Source organism: Occallatibacter sp., assembly GCF_049582745.1.
Classification (GTDB): Bacteria; Acidobacteriota; Terriglobia; order Terriglobales; family Acidobacteriaceae; genus Telmatobacter.
In genome coordinates, this window is the sequence record NZ_JBAUUO010000112.1 from 1 (window position 1) to 15,426 (window position 15,426).

At 56.9% G+C, this 15,426-nt stretch carries 15 protein-coding genes and 3 tRNA genes; 13 read left to right on the forward strand and 5 right to left on the reverse strand.

Going from position 1 to position 15,426, the window contains the following annotated elements; translation table 11 throughout:
* Positions 1-55 precede the first annotated feature (55 nt).
* The 5 genes from WCA10_RS16685 to WCA10_RS16705 all read left to right on the forward strand — a co-directional run bounded on the left by WCA10_RS16685 (position 56) and on the right by WCA10_RS16705 (position 6,949).
* The gene (locus WCA10_RS16685; protein ID WP_472823644.1) at positions 56-769 is read left to right on the forward strand and encodes a hypothetical protein; all 714 of its coding nucleotides are present in this window, start codon (positions 56-58) and stop codon (positions 767-769) included.
* Between the two features lie 76 nt (positions 770-845).
* Positions 846-3,095 carry an alpha-galactosidase gene (locus WCA10_RS16690; RefSeq protein ID WP_472823645.1) on the forward strand — a complete coding sequence of 750 codons (2,250 nt, stop codon included), beginning with the start codon at positions 846-848 and terminating at the stop codon, positions 3,093-3,095.
* Complete coding sequence (locus WCA10_RS16695) at positions 3,085-3,861, forward strand: SDR family NAD(P)-dependent oxidoreductase (protein ID WP_472823646.1); 777 nt, start codon at positions 3,085-3,087, stop codon at positions 3,859-3,861. Before WCA10_RS16690 ends, WCA10_RS16695 begins: the two co-directional genes overlap by 11 nt.
* 143 nt (positions 3,862-4,004) lie before the next feature.
* A complete protein-coding gene (locus WCA10_RS16700) occupies positions 4,005-5,948 on the forward strand; it encodes a PocR ligand-binding domain-containing protein (RefSeq protein WP_472823647.1) in 1,944 nt (647 codons plus the stop codon).
* A gap of 11 nt (positions 5,949-5,959) precedes the next feature.
* The gene (locus WCA10_RS16705; protein ID WP_472823648.1) at positions 5,960-6,949 is read left to right on the forward strand and encodes a zinc-dependent alcohol dehydrogenase; all 990 of its coding nucleotides are present in this window, start codon (positions 5,960-5,962) and stop codon (positions 6,947-6,949) included.
* Between the two features lie 5 nt (positions 6,950-6,954).
* Here the strand turns inward: WCA10_RS16705 and WCA10_RS16710 are convergent, their stop codons facing one another.
* Positions 6,955-8,088: a mandelate racemase/muconate lactonizing enzyme family protein gene (locus WCA10_RS16710; protein WP_472823649.1), complete on the reverse strand. Its 1,134-nt coding sequence runs from the start codon at positions 8,086-8,088 to the stop codon at positions 6,955-6,957.
* Between the two features lie 191 nt (positions 8,089-8,279).
* On the opposite strand from WCA10_RS16710, the gene WCA10_RS16715 reads away from it, so the two are divergent.
* Both WCA10_RS16715 and WCA10_RS16720 read left to right on the forward strand, forming a co-directional pair.
* Positions 8,280-8,717, forward strand: a complete 438-nt coding sequence (locus tag WCA10_RS16715) for an EamA family transporter (protein WP_472823650.1) — start codon at positions 8,280-8,282, stop codon at positions 8,715-8,717.
* Positions 8,718-8,733: 16 nt separating this feature from the next.
* Positions 8,734-9,198 (forward strand): EamA family transporter, encoded by a 465-nt coding sequence (locus tag WCA10_RS16720; protein WP_472823651.1) that lies wholly within the window; start codon positions 8,734-8,736, stop codon positions 9,196-9,198.
* Here the strand turns inward: WCA10_RS16720 and WCA10_RS16725 are convergent.
* From WCA10_RS16725 to WCA10_RS16735, 3 genes are all read right to left on the reverse strand, one after another.
* Positions 9,195-10,187 (reverse strand): aldose epimerase family protein, encoded by a 993-nt coding sequence (locus WCA10_RS16725; protein WP_472823652.1) that lies wholly within the window; start codon positions 10,185-10,187, stop codon positions 9,195-9,197. The two genes, WCA10_RS16720 and WCA10_RS16725, sit on opposite strands and share 4 nt — an antisense overlap.
* 1,167 nt (positions 10,188-11,354) lie before the next feature.
* Positions 11,355-11,431, reverse strand: a tRNA-Pro gene (locus WCA10_RS16730).
* 60 nt (positions 11,432-11,491) lie between these two features.
* A complete protein-coding gene (locus WCA10_RS16735) occupies positions 11,492-12,040 on the reverse strand; it encodes a DUF4112 domain-containing protein (RefSeq protein WP_472823653.1) in 549 nt (182 codons plus the stop codon).
* 63 nt (positions 12,041-12,103) lie between these two features.
* On the opposite strand from WCA10_RS16735, the gene WCA10_RS16740 reads away from it, so the two are divergent.
* From WCA10_RS16740 to WCA10_RS16755, 4 genes are all read left to right on the forward strand, one after another.
* Positions 12,104-12,178: transfer RNA gene (locus WCA10_RS16740), tRNA-His, on the forward strand.
* Between the two features lie 48 nt (positions 12,179-12,226).
* The gene (locus WCA10_RS16745) at positions 12,227-13,300 is read left to right on the forward strand and encodes a YheT family hydrolase (RefSeq protein ID WP_472823654.1); all 1,074 of its coding nucleotides are present in this window, start codon (positions 12,227-12,229) and stop codon (positions 13,298-13,300) included.
* Entirely contained in the window at positions 13,290-13,835 is a 546-nt protein-coding gene (locus tag WCA10_RS16750) for a hypothetical protein (protein WP_472823655.1), read from the forward strand. The genes WCA10_RS16745 and WCA10_RS16750 overlap by 11 nt, the downstream gene beginning before the upstream one ends.
* Positions 13,836-13,902: 67 nt before the next feature.
* A tRNA-Arg gene (locus tag WCA10_RS16755) sits at positions 13,903-13,979 on the forward strand.
* A 171-nt stretch (positions 13,980-14,150) separates the two neighbouring features.
* On the opposite strand, the gene WCA10_RS16760 is transcribed toward WCA10_RS16755, so the two are convergent.
* Positions 14,151-14,561, reverse strand: a complete 411-nt coding sequence (locus WCA10_RS16760; protein ID WP_472823656.1) for a (R)-mandelonitrile lyase — start codon at positions 14,559-14,561, stop codon at positions 14,151-14,153.
* 224 nt (positions 14,562-14,785) lie between these two features.
* Here WCA10_RS16760 and WCA10_RS16765 point away from each other — a divergent pair, with 224 nt between their 5' ends.
* The gene (locus WCA10_RS16765; protein WP_472823657.1) at positions 14,786-15,235 is read left to right on the forward strand and encodes a hypothetical protein; all 450 of its coding nucleotides are present in this window, start codon (positions 14,786-14,788) and stop codon (positions 15,233-15,235) included.
* Positions 15,236-15,258: 23 nt separating this feature from the next.
* A partial coding sequence (locus WCA10_RS16770) for a transposase (protein ID WP_472823658.1) occupies positions 15,259-15,426 on the forward strand: 168 nt, incomplete at its 3' end.

Below are 15,426 nucleotides of genomic sequence, written 5' to 3' on the forward strand. Positions count from 1 at the left end.
GTCGCAGACATGTGAAACATGCACAATATCCAGCGCGATTCGGTTGGCTCTGGAATTGATCAAGGAAGGCAATACGGAATACTGGGATGACGTGGAGCGCTTCGTGCGAAATCAACTGGTTGCGAACCAGTTTCGGGATGTGGAGCGACTAAGGATCGACGATCCGGCTACGGCCAAGGGTCTTCGGGGTGCGTTCGAAAGCTATGCGGCTCCAAACACCTTGATAGCGAGCCGTGATTCGGGCATCGAAGGCTGCTGCATCAATGGCGGCGTTCGCGGCTTTTTCCTGGCGTATCAGAACGCGGTTCAAGAATCGAAAGATGCTACTCAAATCAATTTGCTCGTGAGCCACGCCACATCTAGCGTCCGGGTCGTGAGCTATCTGCCTCGTGAAGGTCGTCTCGACCTCTACCCCAAGTCCTCAAAGCCATTATTGATTCGTCTGCCGGGGTGGTTGCAGGCGAAGGATGTAACGATCGATAGTTCTGTGGGAATCAAACTTGCTGCAGAGACTGACGGTCATTTTCTTCGCGTATCGGGAGCGAAGCAGGGAGAGCGTATTATTCTGCACTTCAAGCAACGGGAAGAGTCAGCTGAGAGCGTGGTAGCCAAGGAGCGATTCGATGTCTCCTGGCGAGGGGATACTGTGACCAGGTTGACGCCCGGCGGAAAGCCTTATGCAATATACGCCATGGATCTCGCATCGGATAATCTCCTGCCAGTGCAATTACAGGATGACCTCTACAAGAAGCCAAACTTGAGTTGGTGAACGTGAAGCAGCCGAATGGTCTAAGAGCTCAATGCCATGAAGCAGCGAAGCAAGAAATCCTGAAACCATGCTGAGTATGAATCAAAGCGTTAATGCGCGAAGGCGGGTGCTTGCGGTTGGCACCGCCTGCATCTGGTTGTGCCTGGAGGCACATACTTTGGTTCCGAACCAGAATGTCACTTTGGAAACCAGCGACATTCGCGTGCGCTTGAGCACCGACTCTACGGCTCCGGTGCTGGTCACTCTCGAAATTCCGGGCTCATCTTCATGGCAGAACGAACAGGAAGACGTACTACCAGCGAGCGCTGAATTCGATGGAAGTGAGGTCGCGCTGACATGGCATCTCAATCCAGAATTGACTGAAGCGGATAAGCACCACGTTGCATTCGTTTACGAATCCTCGGCGCCCCGTCTTCGCCTGCACTGGCGATGGGAAGCGCGCGCAGATTATGGTCCGCTGGAGCATCGCATCGTCGTCGAAAACATGAGCGGGAAAGAACTCTGGCTGCCTCTGGTGGATTCTCTACGCCTGAGGCTGCAATGCCCGGCAGAGAGAAATCTGCAGCATTTCTATGTTGAGAAGGGAGCCGATGCTCCTTCGGCGCAAGGCACACATCTTGCGTCGATGAGTGAAGGCTACAGTTGGACCGGCACATCTTCCACGTACGCATCTCCAGCATTAAGCGACGCCCGCGAAATCATCCCTGCTGAACTTGTTTTCAGTTCGGATCACCCGCAAGCCGGCTGGTACGTCGGAATCGAATTCAGTGGCAGAACACGGATCTCGCTTGAGCGAAGCGCCGGTTCTATCTCGACAGTACTTGGTCTCAATCCGGATCCAGGACCGTTTCGCACACGGTTGGAGCCAGGTGGAAACTTCGAGACCCCCGCAGTTTTTCTCGGTGCGTTCTCAGGCGGTCCTGACGGTGCGGGTAATCAGATTCGGCCGTGGGTGCGCGCAGTACTTGGCAATCCTCTCACTTGGAGAGATCCCCAATACCCTCTCATGGTGAACAACAGCTGGGGAAGCGGCATGCAGGTTGATGAAGCCCTTGCGCTTCGCATGATCGAAGAGTCGAAAGAGCTTGGCCTGGAAATGTTCCATCTGGATGCGGGCTGGTTTCGCGGAGTAGGGGACTGGTACCCCGACGCAAAGAAATTTCCCCATGGGCTTGCATTTGTCGCAGATGTGGCGCACAAGCGAGGACTGCGCTTCGGCATCTGGGTCGATTGGACTCAAGCCGGCGTTGACACTGCCCCTGGCGCGTTGAATGTACACGATCCCAAGGTGCGCGACTGGTTGGTGAGTGATCTGAGACCTGACTGGAAGCCCGAAGAATTCAAAGGCGAAACTACGGACCTTGGGGTTCCTGCCGGTCACGACTACGCTGCCAAAGAGGTGAAACGCATCGTCGAGGACTTTCATCTCGACATGCTTGAGCACGACGGCTACCTCGTTGCGCAGGGATGTGTTCGCGACGATCATCCCCATGCCGCACCCAATCAAAGCACCATGCGGATCATCCACGATTCGGGATTCGATTTTGCGCTGGGGTCAAACTCAACCGACGTTAGCTACCATGCTGTCCGTGCCTATTACGATATCTACGAAAACCTCCGCCGCGAGCATCCCGGGTTGCTGTTCGAGATATGCAACGATGGTGGTCGCATGGTCGACTTCGGGTCTGCAGCGCATGGAGACTATTTCTCCATCACTGACACATACGACCCACTCTCGAACCGGCGCGCCTTTTACGATGCAAGCTATCTCTTGCCGGCAGCAATGCTGGAAAGCTATGTGGAGAAGTGGCCGGTTCCTCGGCGGGAGAATTTTCTCTATATGCTGCGCAGCGGCATGATGGGGTGGGTAACCATCATGCTCGACACCACTGCGTGGACCCCTGAACAACACAAAGCGGCCAGGCAGGCGATTGCGCTTTACAAGCAGAAGCTGCGTCCGCTGATCCGCGATGCGCGTTTGTACCACGTGTCGGCGCGTCCTGATGGAGTCCATTGGGATGGAGTGGAGTATTGGGACTCCAAACGCAGCGATGGAGTGGTATTCGCCTTCCGAGGCACCACAACAAGCGAAGCGGAGCATTGGTTTGTCTTGACGGGTCTTGATGCCAACAAGCGCTACGAACTTCATTTTGAAGATGGAAGTGCGCCAGCTGCGCAAGCGACTGGAGATGAGTTGATGACCCATGGCCTGAAGATCACCCTGCCAAATCCTTTGAGTTCCGAACTGATCTTCCTGAGCGAAGTTTCCGCCAAACAAGCATCGATCGATCTGCATCCAGTAGGGAGAGTCTCAAATGACAGATGAATTTGGCGGCGTCTCTGTAGTAGTTACGGGGGCCGCGCAGGGAATAGGTCGTGCAATTGCCGAGCAATTTTACGCGATGGGAGCGCGTTTACTGTTGCTCGATTGCAACGAGGCGGGAGTTTCGGAAGTCGCGAAGTCTTTGAGAAAGGAAGGAAGCCCTGCTGTGAGCTGCCTCGTGGTGGATCTTGCGGACCCACTGGCAATCGAGGTATTAGCGCCACAAGTCCAGGCATTGCTTGGAGGGGTAGATGTGCTGATCAACAATGCCGGCATCGAACTTGACCTGCCGTTGGAGAAGATCAGTGCCGAAGCATTCGATCGCGTAATCGCAGTCAATCTGCGCTCCCCACTTCTCTTGAGCCAGGCGCTTGTTCCGCTGTTTCCAGTGATAGGCGGCGCAATCGTCAATATCAGCTCGATCCATGCCGACCATGCTTTCCCCAACGCGATTCCCTATGCCTGTTCCAAAGCTGGATTGATGGCATTGACGCGCAACCTCGCATTGGAACTGGCTCCTCGCCGCATCCGTGTGAATGCGATTTGCCCAGGATATATCGATACTCCGATGTGGGATGAATGGCTGCGATCAACGAGCAATCCAGAAGAAGCGGCCCGAGAGACTGAATCGCTACATCCTTTGGGAAGAAGAGGGCTCCCTTGCGATGTAGCATCGGCAGCAATTTACCTGGCTGGCAGCCAGAGCATTTGGATTACGGGCACGTCGCTCGTCGTGGACGGGGGTCTGACCGTCCGCACCCATCCCTAAGAGCCCTCAAGCTGCCTTATTGCGTCAAAATTTCATCATTCCTGGCGATAAGACAATAGATAGCGCTCTTTTTCCAGTATTCGAGCCTAAGTTTCAACAGTTACCATGGCTGCGGTCGTGTAAGGGTCGGAAAGTGGTCCGCAATGAAGAGACAAAAGGAAGCACTGAGCGAAACGCTCAAGCAAGAGTTCAAAAAGGATCTCGAACTTTTCGAGTACTTTCTAGTCCTTCTCAACAGCTCTAGCCCCATTCGCAACGTGGAATTGATGTGGGCTGACGATCTCGAGCTTTTTGACCTGACCGAGCGCCCGCGGGTAACCACCGGCGACGCGCTGGTTCAATTGCGGGCGGCCGGTCCAGATTCTCCGGCACGAAGTTCACCCAGTCCAAGTACGTATTTCTGCGATCTGGTGCACGGTTTTGGTGCCCACGAGGAGCAGACTTGCGCCCGCAGCGACAAGCCCGCCAAAGAACGTTGTCGCGCCACTGGACGCAGTCATGTCTATCCATGTCACGTTGGTCTGACCGACATCGCAGTGCCCGTAATCTGCGAAGGTCGTTATCTTGGGACTTTATTCAGCGGACAAGTGCTGACTGAGCCGCCCGCGCCGGCGGGATTTATTCAAATTCGGCAAGCTTTGGAAAATCAGCCGCATATCGATATGGCGCGACTTGAGGAAGCCTACTACCGCGTACCAGTGGTTACTACCGCGCAATTAGCAGAAATGGTCCGAATGATGGAGGTGTTTGCACGTTACATCGCAAATGCCTGGAAGCGCTTGGAGATCATGCGCGAATTTCAGCTCGTGAGAGAGCGCGAACTGGCGCTTGACCGGCGCGAACTCGCTGAAATGCTGTTGTCCGGGAATACCGTAAACGGCGTAGCGGGCAAACCCGAAGCCCTACGCTCACTGGCATGCAACGTTGGATTGGAGCGATTCCCTGATCGCGTCATGGTACTGCGAATGCAGACGGAGGATGACAAGACAGAAGCCAAGTCTGTTTCATCCGATGCAGAACAGCCCTCAGCCGAAGAGATAGGTACGCAATTGACGCTCGTGCGCGTGGCACATCTGATTGAAGACCGCTGCCGCAGTTGGCCGAATACGCTTGCCACCGTGGTGACACCTGGTGAGATGTGCATTTTTACCACGCAGAAGTCAGGCACCCCGAGCCATGAGCGCATGTTGTTGGACGAAATAGCGCAGGCATTGTTGCGAACTGCGCGCTCTCAAGGACTGATGATGAGCCGGATCGGAGTGAGCGGCGTCCACCAGCAACCCGCCGAACTGCTGCGCGCACATCACGAGGCGATTTCAGCGCTAGATTCCGGGCACTCAACCTTGAACTGGTTTGAGGCTCAGCCCGCGCGGCATCAGCAGCCTGCACAGTCAATCGCAAGACTTCTAAAAGCGCTGCAGAGCGCCGACTCGTTGGCCATTACAGCTTCGCTGCGTGAATTTCTCGCGTCCGCTGTGCCAACAGCGACATCCATCGTTCAGCTGCAACAAGCCCGCGGATTACTTACTTGGGCGTGCGAGCACCTTGCCCGCGAATTCGCCGAGCTCGGACCCAGTGCGGAAATCGTGACCAGGGCCAAGGAAGGCGCCATCCAGACCATCATGGATTCGCCAAACTCCTTTGCGATGGCTGATGCCTTTCGCACTTTTGTTGAGTGGCTCCGACAGCAGGTCGTGCAGCTACTCAGCCAACGAGAGCAGAAGATCGTAAGCGAGACCCATCGGCTGGTAAGAGAGCTCGGCCCTGAGAATGCGACCATTCAGGACATTGCGCAGAATTTGAAGCTGTCTGCCGGGCATCTGGGCCGTGTCTATAGCCGAACGGCCGGACAGACTTTGGAGGAATACCTGATTCGACAGAAACTGGAAATGGGCAAGCGCCTGCTGCTCGATCCTCGCCTCCATGTATCCGAAGTCGCAGACCGATGCGGCTTCTGCAACCCCGCCTACTTCGCTTCAGTATTCAAGAAATACATGCACTGTACGCCGCGAGCGTATGCCAATCAGCCGCATCGCTTAGGCGGCCACGAGACGCAGGCCTCGGAGCACAAGGTCGCTGCCGTCTAAAGGGACTTTTAATGCGCGCATTGGTATATACCGCCCCGCGGCAGGTGAGCATCGAGGAACGTCCTCGACCTGTTCCTACCGCGGGTGAAGTTGAAATTGCGGTTTCGACAGCGGGGATCTGCGGCTCGGACATCTCCGGATTCCTGGGACATAGCCGGCGGCGAATTCCACCCATGGTGCTTGGTCACGAGCTTGTGGGCCGTACTGCGGCGGGCCAGCGGGTGGTGGCCAATCCGCTTATCAGTTGCGGCCACTGTACAGCTTGCCTCAGTGGAGCGCAGAATTTGTGTTCCAGTTGGCGACTCCTCGGTATGGATCGCACTGCGGGGTGCTACGCGGAGTTCGTTTCCATCCCAGAATCGCAGTTGTATTCCATCCCCGACGAATTGACCGACAAACGGGCCGTAATCGTGGAGCCACTTGCCAATATCGTCCACTTGTTCCGCATCGCGGCCCCTTTACCCTTCTTTCGAATGGGGATCGTCGGAGGAGGAACGATGGGTTCGCTCGCCCTGCTTACGGCTCTTCGACTTGGCGTGCGCGAAGTGCTTGTGCAGGATGTGAGCGATGTGCGGCTGGATGTGGCGCGCCGGATGGGAGTGACATTGGCGGTAAACGTCGCCAGCGAGGATGGCCGCGCAGAGGCACTGCGATTTGCTGAGAAAGGGTTGGACGTCGTGCTGGACGCGTCCGGTTCGGGCGCGGCGCGACAGTCCGCGTTCGATATATGCCGGCCCGGGGGCCTGGTCGTGCTGCTGGGAATGAGTCAGGAGCGCAGCGAAATTGACTTCGTCACCAGCATCCGCAAGGAGCACCGTGTCGCAATGTCTTTTGCCTACACGCCGGTGGATTTTGAGCGCTCTCTCGCATTGCTCAAGGCTGGCGAAATCGATCTCAGTCCCTGGACCGTGGAAATGGCTCTGGAAGAGGGCCAGCTTGCTTTCAATCGCATGACAACAGATCCTGGCGATACCCTGAAGATGCTGCTTCGCGTAAACTGACAGGATTACGAAACGTAGCGATAACGCTCGATGGTTTCCTCGTTGAGCGTGACGCCAAGGCCGGGCGCTTGGGATACACAAACGCAGCCATCCTCTTCCACCGGAAAATGCTCACGTGTCGTATTCCAACGGAGCGGCGAATGGCTCAGCGAGAACTCCAGCGGTTCTACGTTTGGCTGCGCAGCCAGAAAGTTCAGATTGGCCGCAATTTCGATATTTGTCTTGTAGCCATGGGTAACAACGCGTTTGCCGCGAGCGTAGGCTGCCTCGGCCACCTGCAGGATGCCCGTAAATCCGCCCACTTGGGAAATATCCGGCTGACAAATGCTGGCGCCGCCCCTGTCCATCATCTCAATGAACTCGCGCACGTGAGTCAGGCCGAGGTCCCCCACGCCAATCGGCAAACCGTGGCGGCTCATCTCAAGGTGCCCTTCAACATCATCAAGCGGTAGCGGCGCTTCAAGAAACCAGATGCCGACTTCGCGAAAAATAGGAAATAGGCGCAAACCTTCTTTTGCGGTTCGATACGAGAGTGCCGCATCGATGATCAGGTTTGCCCGGTCGCCTGCCTGTTCGCGTGCAGCCGCAAGAAGACGCCCCGTGAGTGCAATGTCGTCAAGCCACCAGGGATCAGCCGCAAATTTGAAATTGCGCAGGTTCTTGGCCTGTCCTTCGGCAACCTGCGCGCGAACGCCGTCTGGAGTCTGCGCCATGGGGTAAATGGTTCCGTAGGCGGGCAGGCGATCTCGTCTCGCGCCGCCTAGCAATTCGTGCACGGGCTTGCCTTCGACCTTTCCCTTTAGATCCCAGAGAGCCAGGTCGACTCCACCAATGGCGTGCATTGCCAGGCCGCGGCGTCCCACGTAGTCCGTCGATTCGTACATACGATGCCACATCTCGACGGGATCACTGGGATCGGCACCCACCAGGACGGAAGATAGAGATCGTGCATGGTTATGCGCGGAGGGCCCTCGGACGATGGCTTGGATCGCCGGCGCCATTGATTCAGTTTCGCCGATTCCCGTCAGTCCGCTGTCAGTGCGCACCACCAGAATACAGTCGTCGTAGGAGCCGTCGAACAGCTCGATTAGAGGGTCATCCGCGCGTAAATGAATCGCTTCAACGGCAGTAATCTTCATGGTGTATCGATCCCGACGGGCTGATGATAAAGCGAAGCCATCCACGCATGGAACACGAGAACTGCAGAACGAAAGAATGAACCTGAAAACACGCATACCCGCTAAGGGCAGCCATTGCTCGACCATACAAAGGTCCATTAAGCTCGGCGGTGAGATTTGAAAGTAGGGTGCTCAAACGGAAAATGGAGACTTTGAAGAGAATTCCGGCATGGCTATCCTGGTCGCTGGCAACCATCGTGTTGTGGGGCACATGGGGTCTGGTATCGAAAATTGCTTCTGCCGGCGTCGACGCCTACGTCAACCAGCTTCTCTACACAGCCGGATTGGCGCCATTGCTGATCTTCGTTGCCTGGACGGTGCATCGGCAAAGCGCCAAAGACAGGCGCGAGGGACGGGCCGCGGGAGTTTCCTGGGCCTTCCTCACTGGGATCTTGGGTGGCGTTGGAAACATCGCTTTCTTTCAGGCGCTGGTCAAAGGTGGCAAGGCATCTGTAGTGGCGCCGGTCACGGCTCTCTTTCCGATGGTTACCGTACTCCTGGCCTTGATGTTTCTGAAAGAACGACTTGGCCGCACGCAATGGATCGGTCTGGCACTGGCGTTCGTAGCTATTTATTTACTCAGCGCTTGATTCACAGAAGGAAGCAATGCACATCTGGCTTGGATTTGCCGTTCTCGCCCTAGTCCTTTGGGGCATCACAGGCGTCACCCAGAAACTGTCGACCAATCGCATCTCCAGCGAAAGATCGTTTCTCTGGTTTTGCTGGGCGATGGTGGCTCTGTCGGCCGTGGTGCTGCTCATCGCGCGCCCTCACTGGGGATTGGCCCGGATCGTTGTCTTGAGCGCAATCGCCGGTGGAGCGCTGAATGGACTTGGTGCATGGACCAGCTTTCGCGCCCTCGAATCGGGCGGCAAAGCTTCCATCGTCATTTCCTTGGTCTCGCTCTATCCCCTGCTAACCGTGGTTCTGGCAGTCGCCTTCCTCGGCGAGCGACTCACCTGGATGCAGTCGACAGGCGCCGTGACGGCTATCGCGGCAGCGATTCTGCTTTCCATCGAGGAAACGCCCAAAGAGTTATCTTCAGAAGGGACTACCGCGACCCACTCCTAAGGTTCGTCTCCGGGCAGGATGCGACCGTCTTCCTCCACTCCGCCGATAGACGCCAATCCTTCCTGAACTGAAAACAGAACAGTCGTTTCAAGACTCTCGCCGGGAGCGAGCTGGCGAGCTCGCCCACCTTCGATCATGGACTTGATTCGGAACGGGTAGCCGGTCGCCGGCTCCAGCACCGCAACGTTCAAATCGCGCCAGCCACCATGAGACGCGAACAGCCAGCAGCTTGAAAACACCTTAGGATCGAAGCGCAACGCCGCAGCGAGACGCTTGGCTTGGTCGGTGATTCCGCACCATCCCGAAACGAAGCCTTTGCCGTAAAAGAAATGCACCGCTTTCGAGGACACATCGGGCACGCGTCGCAGGTCGACTGCTGTCCCATTCGTGCCAGCTTGCGGCCAGGGAAATATCGGAGGGCCATCCAGTGTTCCAGGAAACTCCGGCTCAAGCAGAACCGCCATCCGGGGAAAATCGATTCGATGACTGCTGGATACGGCGAACGCGGGATGCAACTTGAATAGGAACGGCATCGGCCGGGTGCCCTGATTTGTCAGACGGTAGCGAATTTCGATGACTGTGCTATCTGGTCGCAACAGCAAAGTCTTTTCCGCTAGAAAATTGCTGATGGGTGTGCGCGTGCGCAAGTGCACACCAACTGTGCCTTGCTCTCCAATTGGCTTGGCCTCCCATTGGAGAGTCCAGAGTTCACCATGGTCAGGCAACGCCATGCCTTCGAAATCGGCGGCTTCGTCATTCGGGAAGAGTTCATCCCATCCCCCACTCCATGTGTCGTCGTAGCAAGCATGAAGTGGTTGGCACGCTGGCTGGACATTGGGATTATGCCAGAGCAAGTCAACGTTCAAAGGCTTATATGTAATCTGCCAAATCCTCGCTCCAGCCTCCGCAAGCACTTCAATGCGCAAGTGACGATTCTCCAGCACGATGGTGCGGAGCTCGTGAGTTGTCGAAAAGGCAAGATCGTTCATTGGTTGTCTGAAATTCAACTTCAGACTAGAAGGAGTGCGGCGAGAAGTTTTGAGACAAACCCATGGAATAAGGAGGATTGATTCGTTTTTCAGGCTGCACCCTGGCGGTACTGGATTTGCGGGAACGGAACTTGCTCGATTCACCGCCAATATGCAAGTTCGCCGGATTGGGATGACGACCTGTTACTCAATTCGCTTTTGCAGAATAGCTTCTGACGCGGAACAACCTCAGATTGGAGTCAGGGAAGGTTGGCTCGATGCGATGGCAATTCGCTTGCAACGTTGAGAAGAGGCCGGAGGATCTTCGGGCTGCAAGACAGGCAAATCCGAGGCGTGTTTTTCTTCGGAGAGCACATGTGTTTCCCCTTTCGATTGTGCACTCCATGACATCACTGAGTAGAAATGGCAGTTCTCTAAGACCTACCCGGCACCCCAAGTTAATGAGATCGGCTGTCAACATTGGATGTTGTGAAACGTCTTGGGGTCCACTGACGCAATTGCGTGCATTTCGCAGCAGCAACCCACTTGAGCAAAAAGTCGCCTTGTCGGACAGGTGCTTTTCCGTTTTCGATTGGGAAATGACAGGCACTCAGCAGGAGCCGGGCCACGATGGAAGGAATTGGCCTGGGAGCGGGGTACTCTCATTGAGATTAGGCTAGCCGACGGAGCAGACTTCACCAATCTGTCGCATCGAAGCCAGGCACAAGAAAGCATCCGACGAGATGGCTTGCTATTCGGACGGTACTCCGATTGACCCGACTGTGTTCAATTGGGACGCCAAGATTCGGAGCAACCTGACCGAAGCCGTGCGAGCCGAAATGCGCCGGGGAAATATGTAGACCAAATCCATCCAATAGGTTGAGTGGGATCTCGCCCCGAAATCGGTCACGTCAGAGACGCGGCGCTGGGCGAGGCATGAGGTGATTCTGTTGCTGAGCGTTGATAACCGGTGCGCTTTTCGCGTTCCTGCGATCAGTCGCGCGTCCGTCCAGCGCGGGAAAGAGCCATTTCCAAGAGAATTGGGGGTGGTACCACTGGTACCGTTTTTGTATAGAATTGGTTCTACAGTATAGATTCCATAGACGCCATGGAATTGTATGGAGATATGGAACTTGCTGATTTCAAAACGAATACGGCCTAAGAGGCTCAGTTTCAATAAGTTGATAATGGTCGGGGCGGAGGGATTCGAACCCCCGACCCTCTGCTCCCAAAGCAGATGCGCTACCAGACTGCGCTACGCCCCGACGTTGCTTTCTGATTGTATCGCGGAATGGCGCGCGCCTCACGTGGGCAAACCTGCGGCTCTAATGCTGGATAAGCCAAGCAAGAAGCCAGATTGCAAGCAGGATGGGAATGGCGAAGATGAGCGCCATAGTGCACGCGAGCACAATGAGAAACGCCCAGTCTTTCCAGGTATGACGCCGCGGCTCGCCGAGGTGGCGCTGCAGCAGCAGATAATTGCGGCGATTCGCCTTCCATCCAATGTCGAAGGCGTCGCCGAGAAGCGGGATGGAGCCGACCAGCACACCGATGCCAAGGTTGACGCCCATGCGCATGAGGGTCACGTAGGGAACGCCACGAATCCATGCGGCAATGGGGATGATGAGGGAGAGCAGTCCGGCGAGCACGTCTCCCAAGCCTGGAACGAGGCCGATGATGCCGTCGATGCCGAATCGGATCCTCGTAAAGGGGATGCGGAAGGCTTCATCGAGCAGGATTTCAAGACGGTGCAAAGTCTCGTCGCGAAACAGCCGGGTTCCCCGCGCCCAGCGGCCGGGCGGAATGACATCGCCTTCCCGAGCGGACGAGCCGGAAGGGTCGAAACGGGACGATTTGGCTTCAGAATCGGGCATATGCGGGCGGACCGGGCGAGCCTTGGGACAACTGTTTCGATGCTACAATCGGAGAGGTATATGGCGGCTATAGTTCAGCGGCAGAACGCCTGACTGTGGCTCAGGATGTCGAGGGTTCGATCCCCTCTAGCCGCCCCAATTTGCACTCGCCCAGGAGCCCCTGGAAAGTCTTTTTTGACGAGCCCCGTGAGCCCTGAACCTCCCCAAAAGATAGTAGATGCCGTTGCCGCCGCCATGCTGAAGGCAGGTTTGCGCCCCTTTGAGCCGCGGCGCGGACTAACGAACGGCCATTTGCAGACCATTGTGGGCAATTATCTGCCGCGCCCCCCGTTCCACTCGACCGCTGTGGCTGAAACGGTGGAGGTTGACCCTTTGGATGGCAGCCGCGTGGTTTGCTTTTGCGATTGGCAGCCGGTGGCGGTGCGAGCGGACCGGCTGACGGTGATCCTGGTTCACGGCCTTGAGGGGTCGTCGCAATCGCAGTATATCCGGGGGCTGGCGGCGAGAGCACTGGCTGTTGGCTGTAATGTGATTCGCATGAACATGCGCAATTGCGGCGACACGGACGAACTGACGCCGACGCTGTATCACTCGGGACTGTCGGCGGACGTCGGCGCGGTGATGCGCCACTATGCCGGGCAATTCGGGCTTGAGCGGGTGGCGCTCATCGGTTATTCGATGGGCGGTAACCTTGTGCTCAAACTGGCCGGTGAGTGGGGAAGTGCTGCACCGCTCTCGGCGGTGGCAACGGTTTGTCCGGCCATCGATCTCGCCGCGGGTTCCGATGCGTTGCATGAGCCGGTGAATCGTTTGTACGAGCGGCACTTTCTGCGCGGGCTGATGCGGCGTTATCGGCGCAAGGCTGCGATTTTTCCGCAGGTTTTCAAGATTGACGGCGTGGGCCCCATTCGCTCATTGCGGCAGTTTGATGACACGATCGTGGCCCGCCACTGCGGGTTCCGCGATGCTGACGACTACTACTATCGTGCTGCAAGTGCGCGCGTGGTCGACAAGATTTCTGTGCCCACGCTGATTATCCGCGCGGAGGATGATCCATTTGTTCGACTGGTCCCGGAGACGCGTGCAGCGTTGCATGCAAATCCCCATATTCTGCTGGTCGAGACCCGGTATGGAGGCCACTGTGCGTACCTTTCGCGCGATCGCGGCGACGACATTCATTGGGCCGAGGCCAGTGTTATCCGCTACGTGATGCAGTTTGCCCCCGCTGCCCAAGCAGCAGACGGATCGAATGGAAGCTGATTGGGAGTTTGAGGTTGGGGGCGATGCACCCATCATCGAGGCGCACTGGCCGGGATTCGTCGATCTCCGTGAAGACCTGCGTCGAGCTGCGGAGCTGACAGAAGCGCGGCTGCTTCAGGGTCTTGCGGATGCGCTCGTGCGCATGAATGCGACGAACTCTCCGGTGTGGACCTCGAAAACCGATGTCTTCGATCCGGGCCGGCTGGATGCCGACGAACTGGACGCAACGCGTGAAGAGGCACAGCACGCCATCGCATGCTATGTTGACCTGCTTATGCGCAGCGATCAGCAATGGAATTCCCAGTTCAAGGCAGAGCAGTCTTGCAGAGAGGTGTGTGCCCGGCTGCGGGAGATACCGCTCCGATGCTGCAGAGTCGACCTGGTGGTTCGGCGGGCGCTGATCGAGCCCGAGCGGGATGACCTGGGCGCGACCGCATATCTGACCGCGTGCGGACGGACGGATTGCGATGCGCGATCACGTCTCGCAGAGTGTCTGGCAGCCTTCGCCGCAGCGATTGTTACGGGGCTGGAATGACCGCAGCGGATGTCGAGGAGACTTGATTTCCCGCCAAGATCGTTCAAAGTTACAATGGAAGAAACGTGGGCGAGTAGCTCAATCGGATAGAGCACCGGCCTTCTAAGCCGGGGGTTGTGGGTTCGATTCCCGCCTCGCCTACCACTTTAGAATCAAAGCCTGAAACTGGGCTGAAATAGGCGCTTTCTCTGCAACCTTCAAAAGATTTCTTGACAGCCGAAGACTTGGCTCCCTGCGATCCCAACTGCAACCGCTCACCCGCGCAGATCGCACGCGGATTGATCAGCAAAAGTGAAGTAGATCCGCCTGCACTTCTCATCCGGCAGCACCAAGGCCCTGGTACTGTTCGTCGCTCACCTTTTCAAGCCAGTCGACGGTCTTGCCATCGAGCTTTTCCTGGATAGCGAAATGGGTCATTGCCGTGGCAGGCGATGCGCCATGCCAATGCTTTTCTCCGGGCGCAAACCAGATAACATCACCCGGCCGAATTTCCTCGACTGGGGCGCCTTCGCGTTGCGCCCGGCCAAGCCCCGCGATGACAATCAGCGTCTGACCGAGTGGGTGCGTATGCCAGGCGGTTCGCGCCCCGGGCTCAAACGTGACGCTGGCTCCGACCACACGCGCGGGATCGGGCGCAGTGAATAGGAGATCGACACGCACTGTTCCGGTGAACCAGTCAGCCGGTCCTTTAGCCGAAGGCTGCGAGCCGTTTCGTTTGATTTCCATGATTCTCTGCTCCTCAAATGCGATGATAATGAATCGCTTCGAATGCGTCTGGAGCAATCCTTCCGTTGAATAGTTCACAGTCGCGTCATTTTCTCAGTGTGCTGCGGATAGCGAGCACATTGCACTGGGATTCTTCCGATTCTTTGCTCGATTTTGTCTGGGGCCGGGTTTTAGAGCATTTCACTAGTTACTATGCACGGGATCATTTGTGTTGCAAGCTAGGAGTGAGTGGCGATTGTCCGCACACCCAGATGCCGGAACCATACTCGAACGATCTGCGAGGGAAGTTCTTTGCGGCGTATGACGGTGGGGAAGGAAGCCTGAAGGAACTGGCGAAGCGGTTTGGTGTCAGTGAGGATTGGGCAAAGAAGCTATCGGCGCGCCGGCGCAAGACCGGCCAGATCGAGATTGGTGCATGGCGGCACGGTCCGCAAAGCCTGGTTACGGCTGCCATCCGGGAGTGGATGGAGCGACAGATGCGGCGTCAGCCGGACCTGACTCTGCACGAACTGCAGCAGCGGCTGGATCAGGAACATCGGCTGCACTTAAGCGTGGGCTGGATTTGGATACTTTTGCGGCGGTGGGGGTTGCGGCATAAAAAAAATCCCTCCGCGCGCAGGAGCAGGACACGGGCGAGAACCTCTGGCGCCGCCAAGCGTGGTGGGAACAAATAGCGGAGCTGGATCCGGCCTGTCTGGTGTTTTTGGACGAAAGCGGCGTCACCACGGAAATGACCCGCCGCTATGGTTGGGCGCCGCGTCCGGAACGAGTGTCGGAAGCGGTTCCGGCAGGCCACTGGCGCACACTGACGGTGCTGGCGGCGCTGACCCTGGATGGCATGCTGGCCAGCATGACCATTGAATCG